This is a genomic window from uncultured Pontibacter sp., from assembly GCF_947492645.1.
Classification (GTDB): Bacteria; Bacteroidota; Bacteroidia; order Cytophagales; family Hymenobacteraceae; genus Pontibacter.
Genome location: NZ_CANLMZ010000008.1, coordinates 542,654 through 558,615 on the forward strand (window position 1 = coordinate 542,654; position 15,962 = coordinate 558,615).

Consider the following 15,962-nt stretch of genomic DNA (forward strand, 5'->3'; position numbering starts at 1 on the left):
CTGTAAATCAAGCATTTACAGGGCTTTTTTGTTTTAGAGGGATTTATCTTCTTTAAATGATTCTTAAATGTTATATTTAAGAAATATCATTTAGAAAATTAAAAGTAGAATACCTTATAAGCTTATATATTCTAAAGCATATATAGTATATTCGTTAATGCAGTTACGGTTATCTGCTAAAAACGACAATAAACAGTATGTTTTACTCCGCACATAGTGCAGATAAACGTCACGATGACGTTTACACAGTAGTTAGCCAGTATAAGTAATTATAAAAACATGAATAAAGAGAAGACAGGGTATGAAAAACAGCTTTCAGACATTAAGGAACATGGGCTGCATGTTATACATGTTTTAGAAGATGAAAAAGGGCCTAACTTTTCTTACTCAGTAGGGCTATTTCACAATTATCAGCATCCAGAAATAATAATGATTGGTCTCAAAAGAGAACTAGCCCATATCCTAATCAACAATATCGCCTTTGACATCAAAGAAGGCAAAACATACAAGGGTGGACAGTTTTACTCTGATATATTAGATGATTTTGAGTGCCTAATGCTAGACGTAGAAGCGAAATACTATGATGAATACTTTGGTCAGGCAAGCAGATTTTATGAAAGCAATGATTTTCCTGTGCTGCAATGTGTTTATCCTACTGTGAGTGGGGTATACCCTTGGGAAGATAATTGGCCAGAAGACCTAAATTCTATCCAACCATTATTGGGTGAAATCAATAGTACCATCATCAAGTAAAAATATAGTGGCTAACCACACCCATAAGCCAGCTATGCCGCCTTATGGCCAAGTACGTTGTAGCACATAAAAATGAAAGAAAAAGACTTCATAGACTATTGGAACAAAGAATATCCTGAAGCACATCCTATTAATCACGAACTAAAATGGATATATCAGGACCGATGGTTTAGAATTCACAGTCTGCCCGAATCCAAAAGATATGCTGATTCAGAAGACGAGTATAAAATCATACTTGACAGACAAAGGAAATTGTTTGAAGACCTAATAGGAGAAGGAGAAGAAATAGCTATTTCATTTGGGCTTTACACAGACGATATAACTAATGAAAACTACAAAGAACTGACAGACTTTTCAGAATTTCAAAAAGTCTTAACGATTGACCTACACAAAGAACGGCCTGAAGAATATGAAGATGTAATGTACTTTGACATTTTCGTAAAAACTGAAATATGGAAAAAGGATAGTAGAAACGAAATTCTAAAAGCCATTGCTGATGATGAAATTAGAGCAATGTTCGTCTGCCCTGCAAGAAAATGTATTATTGCGCCTTATGATGGTGGAGTTGATGTGATTGTTGACTCGAAGGAAAAACGTGATAGGCTTAAAACTAAATATAAAAGTTGGCTATCTGGCCGAGAAGATGGGATGTAAAAGAAAAATTACGAGCTACAACAAAGTTCAGCCTTTATGCTCGGCTCCGCCTCGCCCATCGGCTGCACCAGCACGTTAGTAGTAATTCTCAAATATAAAATATGGAGAAGCTTGAAATATATCATCCAGACAAGTTTTACCCAAGCCGCACATTTATCATATATTCTACAGTAGTACTATTACTGTTTTTAAGCTTTATTCTTCAAGAGTTTGGATTCGACCATAACACGGCTATTTTTGATGGGGTAGTTTATCTAGCTTTATTTTGTTTTATATGTGGAATGGTCATCAAGTTATTTTCTCTTGGTAAATACAAGCCTCTTTATGGCAAATTAAGTGGAGAAATACATTTTTTGAAAGACAGTATTAGAATTCAAGAAGAAATAATACCAATCGACAAGGTTGAAAAAATTGAATTTAAAGGATCGGATTGGCTGGGCCTTTTTGAACCTAATAGGTTTTCTCTTGAAAATGGCCTTTCCAATGGGACAAAAAACTGGCTTATAGTTTATTTGAATGACTCTTCACAAAGAAAAATTCGATTTCAAAAATTTGAAGCTTGTCAACTGGCGCTATTTCAAGAGGTCCTGTTAGAATATTACGTCAATGGAAAGATTAGTTATTTGCAGATGGTTGACAATTTATGTCTTGAAACTCCAGAGGAATGGAATAGATTAAAAAGTCTGAAAAAAAGAACCACCACTAACAAAACCTAAACGTCAGTCTTCGCCCGACGGCCTCCGCCGCCGTTTAGCCAAATACGTTAAATACTTAAAAAACAAGACAGCCAGAGAAAACCCTCTGGCATTTTCATTAATGTTCATCCTCCTTAAAGATAGCTGAGCATTCATTACAGGTAGAACGTATCAGAAAGTAATCTATTTAATCTATTATTCCTGATTTTACCCAATGCACTTGTTGCTCATCTGATAGCTCTCCAAAAGAAAACTCATCTCTTTTCCCACCACAGCCCCTACTTTTAATAATGCGAAGATTTAAAAGTTTGTTAAGTTTCATCATTGAAAGGTTCTTCGTGTCTACTTTCTTCGCATCAAAAGTAGAAGATGCTTTAAAACTTTCACCTCTCGGAACAATGCCGTTCCTACGTTGCAGATCAAGCCAATAATTCGAGGTCTTTTGCATATCCTAGCACTTATTAGTGATCATATGGAACAGAATGTTATCAGAGAAGATCCTGTTTTCAGTTTGTCGTTCAGCAACCCAGAGATATCGAAAATCCTTACTTCTCTTCTTCGTGTTATCAATAAACTTCCTGAGCACCTTAATAGCTTGCTGATCATTAACCTCATTTACAAAAGTGAGCGTGACGAGTGTTAGGCGTTTGTGGAGTCGGGGAAGAAGAAAGATACTTTGTTGGCAGCTTATACAGTTATAATAATCTTTGTTATAACTACAAAACTTTATAAGTTCTTATATTTTTGTTGAATGACTGATTTTGAAGAAACGAAAAAGCTGCTGGAGAACTCTACCTTCTACTACATCATTATTACAAACATGGAGGGAAGGTATACCTGCTATAGCAAAGCCTTTGAGCATATTTACGGGTCTGTTGTGGGGCAGCCTTACGAGATTACCATGCACCCAGATGACACGAAAGTATGCGAGGAGGTTTCCGCCAAATGCTTCACTTATCCAGATAGCACCTTTCCAGCCACTATTCGCAAACACGATGGCAAAGGAGGGTACCTTATTACACAATGGGAGTATAAAGCAATGCTGGATGAGCACGGAAACCCCGCAGGCGTATTCTGCCTAGGCTATGACATTACAGATTATACTGCTTACCAAGAGCAACTCAAGGATGCTCAATCACTATTGAAAGAGATTACATTTTACCAGTCGCATGTAGTAAGAAGACCTCTAGCCAACATTATGGGCCTTGCTAAAATACTAGAGCGCATGGATTTAGACCAGAACCTTCGGAATATATGCAAGATGCTTATTGACAGCAGCCAGCAATTGGATGCTGTTATTAAAGAAGCCGCAGCAAAACAGGATATGAGCTAATAGTACGGCAGGCTCTGCTTTAATATAGTTTAAGGCTTATGCTTTGATTTAACAGTTAAGCAACTAGTAAAATTTAAGAACAAAGTATAAACCTTAGTTTACATCGTCTCCTGAGGCAGCTTCAGTTCAAACTCCTTGCCTTGAGGCACCGTTAAGCTGTAGTCTTTTATCCAGGGGTTGTACAGGCGCAGGGTTTTATAGTTGGTACCTTTTTGCAAGGCAAAAGCAGGCAGGTCAGCAATAGTAGCGGTAACCTTAACCGAACGGGAAGGCAGCGGTTGATAGCCATGCTCAGCGGGCAGGTCAAAGTTATACTTTTTCGGGTTGCCCAGTACTTCTATAAGCGCAAGTATGCGGAACATGTAGCGCGAGGTTTCGTCGTTTAGGTAGAGGTCGTAGTAAGAATTTACCCCTTGGCGCTCTAGTGCACGGCCAAGGCCAGCCATCCCCCTGTTGTACGAGGCAGCGGCATTTGTCCAGGAACCAAAACGCTCCCTGGCTCTTTTAAGGTATTGCACGGCGGCAAGCGTGGCTTTACGCACATGGAAACGTTCATCAACCTCTCCGTTTACAATCAAGCCATAACCACGGGCAGTATCCGGCATCAGCTGCCAGAAACCAGCAGCACCCGCCGGAGAGGTAACTTGCCCAAACAGACTTTCTGCCAGCGCCAGGTATACAAAATCCTCAGGTATGTTGTTTTCCTTTAGCAGGGCCTTTATTTCTGGCATGTAGCGTTGCATGCGCTTCAGGCCTAAAAGCGTAGTGGCATGCAGATAGGAGTTCACAAGCAGTTCGCGATCCAGCCGCTCTGCCACATCCGGCACATGAAGCGGCACCGGCTCACCTGCAAAACTAAGAGAACTGGGCACAGCTGGCGGACTGAAAACCGGTTTCAGCGCGCTGTCATTCTCTGCAGCTACGTCTACGTCACCAGCTGGCATTATCTGCTGCTGGCTGCACAACTGTAGTGCCACCAAAATAATTAGTGTTACCCAAACGTATTTCCAAAACTGCTGTAACATGGCTTTCTCCCTCCTATATGTAAACTGTACTTATCAAAACTTATTTTTTAAGATAGAGAAAAAACACCTAACCATCAAAAGAGGAATCACTAGAGCAGGTAAACTATGTGATTTTTCTAGTTAATAACGGCCACGGCAGCAACTGCATACATTGCATGCAACAACTTTCAGGTTAAGCACCAGGGGCCTGGCTTTAGCGTATTTTAGTTCCAGGTACACCTGTTGTTAGCGTAAAGCACCTGCTAAGCCTATAAAAGTTGATCAAGCATGTTGTTCGTATTACCAGACAAATCAGGAAACCGATTGAAGTATACAACATAAATTAAAGCGGGTAATCTTACCTGGCTAGCTTACCGCCTTTCGATAACGATATACCTGGCCGAGTAGCCATTGCTTTTGTAGAGTAGCTGCAGCGCAGTTATTAGAGACTGCATGGCTGCATATTTCGGTTCCTGGCGGCTTAAGGAGCCAAGGTAGTTTTTGTACCCTTTTCCTTTTATCCGCCACAGATAATTTCTAATCTCAGCTTCCTCTATTTCCATCAATCCTTTTGCAAGCACAACGCGCTGCATGTAGGGCAAAGCAGCTTTCATACTTCTATAATCCGAAAAAGAATAAAGCCTGTAGTATGCGCTAAGATCAATATGATTCATGGCTGCAAATATATCTGGTACAGGCATCAGAATCTATAACAACAGCTGAAATCTCCAGCTAGCTTCTATTTATAGATTAATTGCCTAAAAAAATCAAGAACCCGTGTTAGAAAAATTATGCAAAAACAAAATATATGAATATTCGTTATAACAATTATTATAATACAGCTATCTATATTATAATTTTTACGCTTATAGTACCACGCCATGTTAAGAACTCTACTTGTATTTACCCTTACAATATTCTTGAGCTATAACGTAGCTTCTCAGCCAGGCTTTACATCTGTAGAACCATTAGATGCTATAACAATATCTTCTGCCAGCACCGGCGAAAAACCACAATCTAAAGTATGGACATACGCTGGAAAGCATTGGGCTGTGCTGCCGAACTCCAGCGGCACCCACTTATGGCAACTTGATGGGAAAAATTGGAGAAATGTCTACAGGTTGTCTGCTAAAACAGATTCAAAAGCTGATTGTAAAGTAGTTGATGGCGTTGCTCACATCCTGCTCCAACAAGGAGGAACCGCTCAGTTAGTATCTCTTGCTTATGACCACGAATCAGGAAGTTACAAGGCATGGCAATCCAGCCCCTCTGCTGTTACAATCCCACTTGACGATGATACAGAAACAGCCACCCTGGATATAGACGGAACAGGACGCATGTGGATTGCCTTTAACGGAGATGATGACGATGACGAGGAAGGTTATGATGGTAAAGAGACCGATAATATTTTTGTGCGCTGGAGCGATCACCCCTATACTACCTGGAGCCAGCGGCACGCCTTGGCCACGGATGTGAATAAAGATGATTTATGCGCTATTATTGCCATGCCAGGAAAAATAGGAGTATTCTGGTCTGACCAGAATACGAAACGCTTTGGCTTTAGAACGCATATTGATGGTGAGGCCCCAACCTCCTGGACTGCCAATGAGGTACCCGCTTCGCAATCTGCTTTAAATATTGGTATAGGTATGGCTGACGACCATGTGAACTTAGCCATAGCTAGCAACGGCACCTTATATTGTGCCGTTAAAACAGGATATGATAATAGCAGCTATCCAGAAATTGCCCTGCTTGTGCGGCGGCCTTCCGGCAGTTGGGATAATTTATACGATGTATCCAGGGCCGGCACCAGGGGTATCGTTATACTTGATGAGTTTAATGCTGTAGTTAGAGTTGTGTACACGGAACAAGACGGTGGCGGAAACATATACTATAAAGAATCCAGCACTTCTCAAATCTCCTTTGGCATACAGCGTACTTTAATAGCAGGATCATACAATAACGTAACCAGCACCAAACATAACTTTAACGGAGAGGTAGTTATTCTTGCTTCCAATAGCAGCCAAGCTGTAGGAGTATTAGCAAGAACTCCGGCTGCTACGTTACCTGTAGAGCTTATGAGTTTTACAGTTCTTAAGAAGAAACATGATGCGGTACTGCAATGGGCAACTGCATCAGAAGAAAACAATGCGTATTTTGTGATTGAGGCAAGTGCAGATGGAGCAAACTTCACTACCATTGGTTCTGTTCCTGGAAATGGCACTACATACGCTAAAAGTAGCTACAGTTTTACAGATAAGTATATATCCCGCCGCCACACCGACCAAGTATACTACAGGCTAAGGCAAGTCGATAATACCGGCGATGAAACCTTAAGCCCTGTCAGAGCTGTAAATCCATCTGCTATGGAGGAGGAACTGCAGGTTCAGGCATTTCCAAACCCGTTCAAAAATCAACTGCAGGTACAACTAGTAGCACCTGTGGCTGAGAAGGCTTCCCTTATACTGTATAATGTGCACGGGGATTTACTGTACGCTCAAAACACAAAGCTAAGTGTCGGAGATAATCTCATCAAGCTTTCTGATGTTACACTTGCAAAAGGTCTTTATTTTTTAACAGTAAAAACCGAAACACAACAGCAAGTCCTGAAGGTGTTCCGTGAGTAGCAAGCTCAGTAACAACGGCTATACAAGTTGGTTAACATAGAAAAAAACAGCCCATGCAAACAGGTGCTGCACGGGCTGCTATTTAAAGTATAAATTTATACTAGCCGGTTATACTTTGTATTCTTTCTGTGATGGCGTCAACTAATTCTTCACTCCAACGCGCTGCTATCGTTTCATACTCTGATGTTTCCCAGCGTTGGCTGTATTCTTTCTCAAGCCAGTTGGTATTTTTATCGGGGCCTACTGTATAGCAGTTGCGTTCCAGTTTAAAAATCAAGTCTTTGGTAAGGTCAAACGCGCCGGCTCCAGCTCTTTTAAAACCCTCGAGGCGTAGCTTCAAACCTAACTGCTGTACATTGCCATTTTCTATACTTACTTCTTCCGCTTCGGCTGCTGTAGGGTCTTTGGTCCAGGTGTCAACCAGGCGCTCCAGCCCAAAATCATTGAACAAGGCTGTAACAGGGGTTATATTCTGGTTTATATGCTGCGCGAGTGCAGGGAGTATGGTATTATACAGGTGCTGTATGGTTTGTTTGTTACGCGTACTTTGTGCGTCCATGTAGGGTAGTGTTTATGTTATTGCCGATACTGTTTCTATGGCAAGTATACGTATAGCTTTCGCAAAAGCAATACAATACGCTATACTATACTATACTATACTATACTATACTATACTATACTATACTATACTATACTATACTATACTACAGATGTTGTTGGGCAGTAACATGTGGGCATCAATTTATAATGCGTGTGTTGGCAACAAAACAAAGCCCTTACCACTCCATCATACTTTCAATGTTGATCTCGGCTAAGTATGGCTCCAGGGCTTTTTTGCTCTTATAACCTCTTACCATACTTACATAATCTGTATAAGGGTTGGTCCATATTTCAGCAAAAAAATTACCCAGGTCATAGAGTGCAATTCGATATCCCCTCCTACCCCGATGTGCTAAGAAGGTGCCATGCTGCCAAATTATCTCTAATCTTGCTGCATGCGAGTGGGTGTTGAAAAATTCGAGGTTCATGCAATTGTATACGAAGGCAAAAAATAAAACAGTTACCCGGTACAGGCTATGTTATGCTATTCTGGCAGGAGTACTTTTAATGGCTTTCTGACTCCTCAGGAATCTTAAAGTCCCAGTATACTTCCAGGGTAGTAGGCTTATCCAGGTAAGCAGGAAGCGGGGTATAAATCACTAATCCATCTTTAAAAACCTTGTTTCCTGGCTTGGCAAGACGTATTGCCTGCCACATTAGCCTGTCCTGTATTTCCATTTTTACAGGCCGTCTGCTGTTAATAAACGGGCTGCCTTCTCCAAAACTAAAAACGGTTGTATGCATGGCTTATACTTTGTGGGTACAATACATTCTACGTAAATTTCAAATTTCAGATTAATTATTTTGTATTCCGTCCCTCTATCCCAATTTTGTCCATATCAGATCAAGTGCCTGGGCATCAGCAAGTATACTTAAGCTTAAAACGAAGCAGAGCTGCCAGAAACACTTAAACCGGCATAAAACCAGGATATTTCGTACCTTGTTGTTAAATTTATAAGACCAGGCCTGGTGAAGGCTACTTTAAATCCACTAAAAATTATATGCAAAAGCAACTTATAACAGCCAGTAAAAAATCAGGTTTGCTGGCATTACTAGCTTTAGCGAGTTGTACTTCTGTACAGAAACAGGAGCAGTCGCAGCAAACGCCAACAGCCATGGAGCAGAAGCAAACAGAAACAAACCCGCTGCTTAAAGAATGGACCGGGCCTTACGGTGGCGTGCCAGCATTTGATAAGATGAACCTGGCCGACCTGAAGCCAGCATTAGAAAAAGGCATGGCCCTGAACCTTGCCGAGATAGAGGCAATCGCCAACAACACGCAGCCAGCAACTTTCGAGAATACCATAGTGGCAATGGAAAGAGCCGGCGAAGAACTAGGCCGTGTGTTCACTTACTACGGTATTTGGGGCAGCAATGTATCCACACCAGAGTTTAGAGCCATTCAGGCTGAGATGGCTCCGAAAATCTCTGAATTCAACTCTAAGATTTCGCAGAACGAAAAGCTGTTCCAGCGCATCAAAACGGTGTACGACAATACCCAGAAAAATCCACTACCTGCTGACCAGCAGCGTGTGGTGCAACTGGTGTATGAAAACTTTGCCATGGAGGGTGCAGACCTGAGCCCGGAAGCAAAAAAACGCTACGCCGAAATAAACAAAGAGCTTTCTTCGCTTTACACGAAGTTCTCTAACAACATACTGGCCGACGAAGAAAAGTATGTAGTATACCTTACCAAGGAGCAACTGGGAGGTCTGCCGGAGTCATTTGTGAAGGCATCGGCCAAAGCAGCCGCTGACCGTGGCCAGGAAGGCAAGTATGCCATAACCAACACCCGTTCTTCCATGGACCAGTTCCTGACCTATTCGGATGAGCGCGCGCTGCGTGAGAAAGTATGGAAAAACTACTACTCCCGTGCCGACAACAACGACGCAAACGATAATAAACAGCATATTGTAGACATCCTTAAACTGCGCAAAGAGCGTGTGCAGCTAATGGGCTACGACAATTTTGCCCAATGGCGTTTGCAGAACCGCATGGCCAAAACCCCTGAGGCTGCCATGGAGTTGATGAATGCCGTATGGCCTGCTGCCATTGCCAGAGCCAAAGAAGAAGTGGCCGATATGCAGCAGGTAGCCAACAAAACAAGCAAGACTAAGATTACCATAGCGCCCTGGGACTACCGCTACTACGCCGAAAAAGTGCGCCAGGAAAAGTATGACCTGAACTCTGATGAGGTGAAGCAGTACCTGGAGCTGGGCAACCTGACACAGGCAATTTTCTATACTGCCGGTGAGCTGTTCAACTTTAAGTTCACGCCGGTAGCCGAAGGCTCTGTGCCTGTTTTTCATGAGGATGTGAAAGTATGGGAAGTAACAGACAAGACAACAGGCGAGCATATCGGCCTGTGGTACCTTGATCCGTTTGCACGCCAGGGTAAGCGCTCCGGGGCATGGGCTACTACTTACCGCGCCCACACTACTTTCGACGGCAAAGAAACTGTATTGTCATCAAACAACTCGAACTTTGTGAAGCCTGCCCCAGGCGAGCCGGTGCTGGTATCCTGGGACGATGCGGAGACGTTTTTCCATGAGTTTGGCCACGCGCTGCACTTCCTGGCATCTAACGTAAAGTATCCAACCTTAAACAGCGGCGTACGCGATTATACTGAGTTCCAGTCGCAGTTGCTGGAGCGCTGGTTATCTACTGATAAAGTGATTAACCAGTTTCTGAAGCACTACAAAACAGGCAAGCCAATGCCTAAGGAATTAGTAGCCAAGATTGAGAAAGCCTCTACCTTTAACCAAGGCTTTGCCACTACCGAGTTCCTGGCATCTGCTTTGATGGACATGCACTTCCACCTGGCTGATCCTAACAACCTGGACCCGGCCAAGTTCGAGCGTGAAACACTTGCTAAAATGAACATGCCAAAAGAGATTGTGATGCGTCACCGCTCTCCGCATTTCGGACACGTATTCTCTGGCGAGGGTTACGCTACGGGTTACTATGGTTACCTGTGGGCTGATGTGCTTACATCTGACGCAGCAGAAGCCTTTGCAGAAGCACCAGGCGGGTTTTATGATAAGCAAGTAGCAGACAAATTAGTTAAGTACCTGTTTGCACCGCGCAACTCCATGGACCCTGCCGAGGCATACCGTAAATTCCGTGGCCGAGACGCCAAGATTGATGCGTTGATGCGTGACCGCGGTTTCCCGGTTCCGAAGCCGCAGTCGAAGAAATAACTCCCCCGTGTGCTGCTGATGCATTTGTTTTAGGCAGTAAGTATGAAGTATAACAGAAGCCCCGCAGACCATGTAATCTGTGGGGCTTCTTGTTTTTAGAACGTGTTTGCTTCGGAAAGCCGTGCCCCTACCTCCTTGGCGCTTGTGTGGCATAACTTTTACAAGTTCGCTTCGTCTTTAGTAGTACAATATATCAAACTAACGACTGGAGCTATTGAAGATAACTTTACCACACGGCTTACTTTGGATTTTTCTCCTGATCAGTACCATCTGCCACGCGCAATATCCGGAGGATAAACCCGAAGAAAAGCCATACCTTAAATTGGGAGGGGCAGTACGCTTTAACTACAACCTCTCCACCTGGAAAGAGGACCAACTGGAGCGCGGCGGGGATTTTGGTTTCGACCTGTTCCGTATCAACGCTGAAGCTGAATATCGCGGAATCAAACTAAATGCAGAGTTTCGCCACTACTCGCAGGCCTTTGGGGGCGGCTTTCTGAAACAGGGATGGTTCCAATACGATTTTTCAGAACGCTCTCAGCTTCAGGTCGGCCTTAACCAGGTGCCTTTTGGCATTCAGCAGTACAACTCCAACAACTGGTTCTTTAACATCACCTATTATGTGGGCTTTGAAGATGACCACGACATGGGTGTAAAGTATATCCACGACTCCGGCCGCTGGCAATGGCAGGCAGCATACTACAAAAGTGCCGAGGAGTTTGTGTTTGGATTGGCAGAACCAAGCCCCAACCGCTACTCCTACGACGTAACAGGCCGCAACAAAGAAAACAACCAGCTTGATTTTAAAGTTGTAAGGCGACTGGGCGATAGCCTGGCGCATAAACTGGGCATATCGCTGCAGGGCGGGCTGCTCTACAACATCGACACCGAGCAGAACGGCACTCGCTACGCAGGCGCGGTGCATTACGAGCATCAGGCAGCCCACAGCCCCTGGAATTTAAAGCTGCAGGCTATGCTCTACCGCATCAACCCGAAGTATGCCCCCGGTACCGACCTAGGCTATGTTGAGATGGGCGCTTATGGCTCTAACTACAATGTTGCCAACAAAGGAGAGATTTATACGGCAGGCATCGCATACCATATCCCTGTGGATACCCGCCTGCTGCAAGCCATAGACATTTATAACAACTATGGCTACTACAACAAACGGCAGCATGGCTCTGAAAATGCACACATGAATGTTCTCGGAGCCCTTTTCACAGCCGGCCCCATGTATATCTATACCGATGCAGCTTTGGGTTACAACCACCCCTGGCTGGGCCCAGAGTGGACAAACGCTTTTGCCACAGGCACGCCAGGTACAACTAAATGGCACATGCGCTTTAACATTAACATGGGCTATTATTTCTAACGTTATAAAACAGGATGCATGAGTAAAGTAAAAAATGACACAAAGAAATCGTTTGGCTTAGACGTGAATGGGCCGGTTTTCTGGTCCTCTATTGTGTTTCTGGTGATAAGTATAGCCCTGGTGCTAATTTTCAGAGAAGATGCTGAAGCTTTCTTCAGCGCAACCCAGGCGGCCGTTACGTCTAACATGGGTTGGCTGTTTATACTTAGTGTAAACATTTTTGTCGTATTCTGCTTCTACATGGCTTTCAGCCGTTTCGGAAAAATAAGGTTGGGAGGCCAGCATGCGAAGCCTGAGTTCAGTACCTCTGCCTGGTTTGCCATGCTGTTTAGTGCCGGTATGGGCATAGGGTTACTTTTCTGGAGTATTGCAGAGCCGCTAAACCATTTTCAGACCCCTCCTTTGGGTGAGCCCAATACACCCGCCGCCGCCCGTCAAGCCATGAACTTCACGTTTCTGCATTGGGGACTTCATGCCTGGGCCATATACGCGCTGGTAGCGCTGGCAATGGCCTATTTCACTTACAACCGGCAGTTGCCTCTTACTGTACGCTCAGCCTTTTACCCTTTTCTGGGTGAGCGCATCCATGGTGTGGTGGGGCATGTGATCGATATTCTGGCAGTAATTGCAACCCTTTTTGGCCTGGCAACCTCCCTAGGCCTGGGTGTGCAACAGGTTGCGGCTGGCTTAAACCATGTGTTCCCTGCCATCGTGAACGACATCACGACACAGATCATACTTATTGTTGTGATCACAGGCATTGCCACCATCTCAGTAGTAACAGGTGTAGACAAAGGCGTGCGCATCCTGAGTGAGTGGAACATACGCATTGCTCTGTTTATACTTGTAGCTGTGCTGGTGCTGGGCCCAACTGTTTTTATACTTGGCTCTTATGTGCAGAACACCGGCTCTTACATTGGTAATTTCATGCAGCTTTCGTTTTGGAACGAGGCCTACTCTACCCGAAACTGGCAAGGCGGCTGGACGGTGTTCTACTGGGCCTGGTGGATATCCTGGGCTCCGTTTGTAGGCATTTTTATTGCGCGGGTATCTAAAGGGCGAACCATAAAAGAATTTATACTTGGCGTGCTCATTGCCCCTTCGCTCCTCTCCTTCCTTTGGATGACCGCCTTCGGCAGCACCGCCCTGCGCGAGACGCTTGCAGGAGACCCTACCATTGCCGAGGCCGTGGCCGCCGACATGTCTACAGCCTTGTTTGTATTTTTTGAGCAGCTGCCATTTTCAACGGTACTCTCCGTGATTGGAGTTATACTTGTAGCCGGCTTCTTCGTAACCTCTTCCGACTCCGGTTCGCTGGTAGTGGTCAGCCTCACATCGGGCGGTAAACTGGATCCGTCAGTTGGCATTCGTGTTTTCTGGGCGTTGGCAGGTGGCGCCATTGCAGCTGTATTATTACTGGGCGGCGGCTTACAGGCACTTCAGACGGCCGTTATTATTACGGGCCTGCCCTTCGCCATTATACTTCTGCTGATGTGTTTCAGCCTGTACCGGGGCTTAAGCGAGGAAGCCGAGGAAGAAACCAAGTTAGGCAAGGCACAACAGCGCAAGGCATACCAGCAATTAGTAGCCGAAATGCTGGCGAAACGCGCGCAAAAGCAGGATGCCGGAACAACGCCAAATAAAAGTAACATAAATACACCTCCTAACCCTACAAAGCTATGATTTCGATAGAAGCCATGATGGTTTGCTTAGACCTGAGCGACATTGATGAGAAACTGGTTGCCTTTGCCCGTTCCATTTGCGAACGCCTGGAGGTCCGGAAAGTATACTTCGTGCACAACATCAAGCTGTATGAGCTGGGCGAGGACTTCCGGGAGATGCTGGGGGATGTGGACCTTAGTAAAGAAGTAGAGGCCAACATTGCCGACATTGTGGCAGAGCAATTTACCGGAGCCTGCGACCACGAAATACTGGTAAGCGAAGAGCCAAACACCGAAGTTATACTTGCCGACCTCGTGAAACGGTATAAGGTGAAGCTGACGCTGCTAGGTAAAAAGATGAGTGATAAAAGCACCGGGTCCCTGGGTACCAAACTGCTGCGTATACTGCCGTGCAGCGTGCTGGTATTTCCGGAGACAGCTAGCTTCAACATTCAGAAGGTTTTAGTACCGATAGATTTCTCTGATACTTCCGTTCATGCCTTAAGGCTCAGCAAATCCTTATCCGACCAGTTGGGGCTGCAGCTGGAGATTATGCACGTATACCGGCTTCCAACTCAGTTTTTCCCGCTGATATCGGAGGAGAAGGCTGTAAAAAAGGCCGAAGAAGTGGTGCGTGGAAAGTTCGCTGATCTACAGAAAAGACACCAGGAGATTGCGGATGTTCCTTATACCTTGGTGCGTGCCGCAAACAAAAGTATAGCAGAGCGCATTGCCCTGCAACTGGAGAAAGGCAGGCACAACCTCTTGGTGCTCGGCCTGAAGGGAAACAACCCACTCCCGTCGCTTAGCCTTGGCAGCGTACCCACCGAAATGTATAACACCGATATAAATGTGCCGTTGTGGCTGGTATACTCAGAGGATGTGATCAAGTAATTAGTTACCTGGTGTTAAAGCTGTTGTAAAGTAAAACCTAACCCCTTGGCAACTTAAAGGCACTGAGGTAAAAAAGGTAGTGTCACTAATTATGCTTAATCCAAAGTAAAAAGTATAAACCTCTGTGGCACCGGCGCGTTTTGTATGCTTATAAACAGGCAAAATACAACGCGTTATACTTGAACACATTTCTCAAATCCAGCTGGCAAATCCTGAAAGATTCTAAAAACAACTTTCAGCAGGGCGAACCGATCGTATATAGTGCGGCGATAGCCTTTTTCACTATTTTCTCGTTACCGGCCATACTTATTTTTCTTTCTTTTATAGGGTCTTTCTTTTTTTCGGAGGATGAGGTGCAAGGCGAAATTGTGCAGCACATAAAAGAGCTGATAAGTAAAGATGCCGCCCGGCAGGTAAACGAAGTGTTAGCCAATATAACAGATATTCCTGTAAGCTTCTGGGGCATTGTGGTAGGCCTGGCGGTAATAATCAAAAGCGCCACAATTATCTTCTTTATTGTTCAGAAAGCCCTTAACTCGGTGTGGCAGGTTAAAGTTAAAAACGATGTAAAATACCTCACCCTACTTAAACACCGGATACTAACCCTCCTGATTGTAGCCAGCCTCGGGTTCTTCTTTATCTCCAGCATACTTTTAGATATGATACTAAGCATTTTCAGCGAGCAACTCCACGATCTGTTTGAGGAGTACCTTAGCCCGGCAATCCGCACCATTAACACCGCTTTTAACATCCTGATGATGCTGGTCTTCTTCACAGCTATACACAAGGTGCTTCCTGATGCTAAAATCAGCTGGAAAAATGCATTAGCCGGGGGTATAATCACTTCTGTTCTTTTCCTGATTGGCAAAGAAGTCATAAACCTTATACTTGAGAATGTGAAGGTAGCAGGCATCTATGCCACAGCAGGCTCTTTGGTTGTTCTGTTGCTTTGGGTGTTTTATTCAGCGGTGATCCTGATGCTGGGAGCCGAAGTGACAAAAGCATATGCCAGCCACCATAACCGCGACGTAGCACCCACCGAGATAGCAGTAAAATACAAGCGGGTAAACGAACACGAAGTTCACTCTTGATGCGTATCGAATACCTATAAACCAGAAGAGGAAGCTACTTAGCTTCCTCTTCTGGTTTATAGGTATTTAGAGTAACCT

17 protein-coding genes are annotated in these 15,962 nt (G+C 44.4%); 11 read left to right on the plus strand and 6 right to left on the minus strand.

Annotation, left to right across the window (positions count from 1 at the left end; translation table 11 throughout):
* Window positions 1-279 precede the first annotated feature (279 nt).
* The 3 genes from Q1A23_RS12760 (at window position 280) to Q1A23_RS12770 (ending at window position 2,123) form a co-directional block, all read left to right on the plus strand.
* On the plus strand, window positions 280-753 hold the full coding sequence (locus Q1A23_RS12760) for a DUF4262 domain-containing protein (protein WP_299823919.1): 474 nt from the start codon (window positions 280-282) through the stop codon (window positions 751-753).
* Window positions 754-825: 72 nt separating this feature from the next.
* Window positions 826-1,407: a hypothetical protein gene (locus Q1A23_RS12765; RefSeq protein ID WP_299823921.1), complete on the plus strand. Its 582-nt coding sequence runs from the start codon at window positions 826-828 to the stop codon at window positions 1,405-1,407.
* A 101-nt stretch (window positions 1,408-1,508) separates the two neighbouring features.
* The gene (locus Q1A23_RS12770) at window positions 1,509-2,123 is read left to right on the plus strand and encodes a hypothetical protein (RefSeq protein ID WP_299823923.1); all 615 of its coding nucleotides are present in this window, start codon (window positions 1,509-1,511) and stop codon (window positions 2,121-2,123) included.
* 166 nt (window positions 2,124-2,289) lie between these two features.
* Here the strand turns inward: Q1A23_RS12770 and Q1A23_RS12775 are convergent, their stop codons facing one another.
* Complete coding sequence (locus Q1A23_RS12775; protein ID WP_299823925.1) at window positions 2,290-2,550, minus strand: hypothetical protein; 261 nt, start codon at window positions 2,548-2,550, stop codon at window positions 2,290-2,292.
* 24 nt (window positions 2,551-2,574) lie between these two features.
* Between Q1A23_RS12775 and Q1A23_RS12780 the strand changes: the two genes are divergently transcribed.
* Together Q1A23_RS12780 and Q1A23_RS12785 are read left to right on the plus strand one after the other, a co-directional pair.
* On the plus strand, window positions 2,575-2,745 hold the full coding sequence (locus tag Q1A23_RS12780) for a hypothetical protein (protein ID WP_299823927.1): 171 nt from the start codon (window positions 2,575-2,577) through the stop codon (window positions 2,743-2,745).
* A gap of 108 nt (window positions 2,746-2,853) precedes the next feature.
* The gene (locus Q1A23_RS12785) at window positions 2,854-3,435 is read left to right on the plus strand and encodes a PAS domain S-box protein (RefSeq protein ID WP_299823928.1); all 582 of its coding nucleotides are present in this window, start codon (window positions 2,854-2,856) and stop codon (window positions 3,433-3,435) included.
* 98 nt (window positions 3,436-3,533) lie between these two features.
* On the opposite strand, the gene Q1A23_RS12790 is transcribed toward Q1A23_RS12785, so the two are convergent.
* Window positions 3,534-4,460 carry a lytic transglycosylase domain-containing protein gene (locus Q1A23_RS12790; RefSeq protein ID WP_299823929.1) on the minus strand — a complete coding sequence of 309 codons (927 nt, stop codon included), beginning with the start codon at window positions 4,458-4,460 and terminating at the stop codon, window positions 3,534-3,536.
* Window positions 4,461-4,810: 350 nt separating this feature from the next.
* Window positions 4,811-5,113: a hypothetical protein gene (locus tag Q1A23_RS12795; protein WP_299823930.1), complete on the minus strand. Its 303-nt coding sequence runs from the start codon at window positions 5,111-5,113 to the stop codon at window positions 4,811-4,813.
* Window positions 5,114-5,320: 207 nt separating this feature from the next.
* On the opposite strand from Q1A23_RS12795, the gene Q1A23_RS12800 reads away from it, so the two are divergent.
* Window positions 5,321-7,066: a T9SS type A sorting domain-containing protein gene (locus tag Q1A23_RS12800; RefSeq protein WP_299823932.1), complete on the plus strand. Its 1,746-nt coding sequence runs from the start codon at window positions 5,321-5,323 to the stop codon at window positions 7,064-7,066.
* Window positions 7,067-7,166: 100 nt separating this feature from the next.
* Here Q1A23_RS12800 and Q1A23_RS12805 read toward each other — a convergent pair whose 3' ends face one another.
* The 3 genes from Q1A23_RS12805 to Q1A23_RS12815 form a co-directional block, all read right to left on the minus strand.
* The gene (locus tag Q1A23_RS12805) at window positions 7,167-7,625 is read right to left on the minus strand and encodes a hypothetical protein (RefSeq protein WP_299823934.1); all 459 of its coding nucleotides are present in this window, start codon (window positions 7,623-7,625) and stop codon (window positions 7,167-7,169) included.
* A 217-nt stretch (window positions 7,626-7,842) separates the two neighbouring features.
* The gene (locus Q1A23_RS12810; protein ID WP_299823936.1) at window positions 7,843-8,094 is read right to left on the minus strand and encodes a hypothetical protein; all 252 of its coding nucleotides are present in this window, start codon (window positions 8,092-8,094) and stop codon (window positions 7,843-7,845) included.
* 76 nt (window positions 8,095-8,170) lie between these two features.
* On the minus strand, window positions 8,171-8,410 hold the full coding sequence (locus Q1A23_RS12815) for a hypothetical protein (RefSeq protein WP_299823938.1): 240 nt from the start codon (window positions 8,408-8,410) through the stop codon (window positions 8,171-8,173).
* A gap of 257 nt (window positions 8,411-8,667) precedes the next feature.
* Between Q1A23_RS12815 and Q1A23_RS12820 the strand changes: the two genes are divergently transcribed.
* The 5 genes from Q1A23_RS12820 (at window position 8,668) to Q1A23_RS12840 (ending at window position 15,884) form a co-directional block, all read left to right on the plus strand.
* A complete protein-coding gene (locus Q1A23_RS12820; RefSeq protein WP_299823940.1) occupies window positions 8,668-10,866 on the plus strand; it encodes a M3 family metallopeptidase in 2,199 nt (732 codons plus the stop codon).
* Window positions 10,867-11,080: 214 nt separating this feature from the next.
* The gene (locus Q1A23_RS12825; protein ID WP_299823942.1) at window positions 11,081-12,238 is read left to right on the plus strand and encodes a hypothetical protein; all 1,158 of its coding nucleotides are present in this window, start codon (window positions 11,081-11,083) and stop codon (window positions 12,236-12,238) included.
* Between the two features lie 18 nt (window positions 12,239-12,256).
* Window positions 12,257-13,921 carry a BCCT family transporter gene (locus Q1A23_RS12830; RefSeq protein WP_299823943.1) on the plus strand — a complete coding sequence of 555 codons (1,665 nt, stop codon included), beginning with the start codon at window positions 12,257-12,259 and terminating at the stop codon, window positions 13,919-13,921.
* Complete coding sequence (locus Q1A23_RS12835) at window positions 13,918-14,793, plus strand: universal stress protein (RefSeq protein WP_299823944.1); 876 nt, start codon at window positions 13,918-13,920, stop codon at window positions 14,791-14,793. Before Q1A23_RS12830 ends, Q1A23_RS12835 begins: the two co-directional genes overlap by 4 nt.
* A 179-nt stretch (window positions 14,794-14,972) precedes the next feature.
* Window positions 14,973-15,884 carry a YihY/virulence factor BrkB family protein gene (locus Q1A23_RS12840; protein ID WP_299823946.1) on the plus strand — a complete coding sequence of 304 codons (912 nt, stop codon included), beginning with the start codon at window positions 14,973-14,975 and terminating at the stop codon, window positions 15,882-15,884.
* The last annotated feature ends 78 nt before the right edge of the window (window positions 15,885-15,962 follow it).

What these genes read in the sequence shown, in the direction of transcription:
- Q1A23_RS12760 (WP_299823919.1), top strand. Translation starts at nt 280, where the DNA reads ATGAATAAAGAGAAGACAGGGTATGAAAAACAGCTTTCAGACATTAAG.
- Q1A23_RS12765 (WP_299823921.1), top strand. Translation starts at nt 826, where the DNA reads ATGAAAGAAAAAGACTTCATAGACTATTGGAACAAAGAATATCCTGAA.
- Q1A23_RS12770 (WP_299823923.1), top strand. Translation starts at nt 1,509, where the DNA reads ATGGAGAAGCTTGAAATATATCATCCAGACAAGTTTTACCCAAGCCGC.
- Q1A23_RS12775 (WP_299823925.1), bottom strand. Translation starts at nt 2,550, where the DNA reads ATGCAAAAGACCTCGAATTATTGGCTTGATCTGCAACGTAGGAACGGC.
- Q1A23_RS12780 (WP_299823927.1), top strand. Translation starts at nt 2,575, where the DNA reads ATGGAACAGAATGTTATCAGAGAAGATCCTGTTTTCAGTTTGTCGTTC.
- Q1A23_RS12785 (WP_299823928.1), top strand. Translation starts at nt 2,854, where the DNA reads ATGACTGATTTTGAAGAAACGAAAAAGCTGCTGGAGAACTCTACCTTC.
- Q1A23_RS12790 (WP_299823929.1), bottom strand. Translation starts at nt 4,460, where the DNA reads ATGTTACAGCAGTTTTGGAAATACGTTTGGGTAACACTAATTATTTTG.
- Q1A23_RS12795 (WP_299823930.1), bottom strand. Translation starts at nt 5,113, where the DNA reads ATGAATCATATTGATCTTAGCGCATACTACAGGCTTTATTCTTTTTCG.
- Q1A23_RS12800 (WP_299823932.1), top strand. Translation starts at nt 5,321, where the DNA reads ATGTTAAGAACTCTACTTGTATTTACCCTTACAATATTCTTGAGCTAT.
- Q1A23_RS12805 (WP_299823934.1), bottom strand. Translation starts at nt 7,625, where the DNA reads ATGGACGCACAAAGTACGCGTAACAAACAAACCATACAGCACCTGTAT.
- Q1A23_RS12810 (WP_299823936.1), bottom strand. Translation starts at nt 8,094, where the DNA reads ATGAACCTCGAATTTTTCAACACCCACTCGCATGCAGCAAGATTAGAG.
- Q1A23_RS12815 (WP_299823938.1), bottom strand. Translation starts at nt 8,410, where the DNA reads ATGCATACAACCGTTTTTAGTTTTGGAGAAGGCAGCCCGTTTATTAAC.
- Q1A23_RS12820 (WP_299823940.1), top strand. Translation starts at nt 8,668, where the DNA reads ATGCAAAAGCAACTTATAACAGCCAGTAAAAAATCAGGTTTGCTGGCA.
- Q1A23_RS12830 (WP_299823943.1), top strand. Translation starts at nt 12,257, where the DNA reads ATGAGTAAAGTAAAAAATGACACAAAGAAATCGTTTGGCTTAGACGTG.
- Q1A23_RS12835 (WP_299823944.1), top strand. Translation starts at nt 13,918, where the DNA reads ATGATTTCGATAGAAGCCATGATGGTTTGCTTAGACCTGAGCGACATT.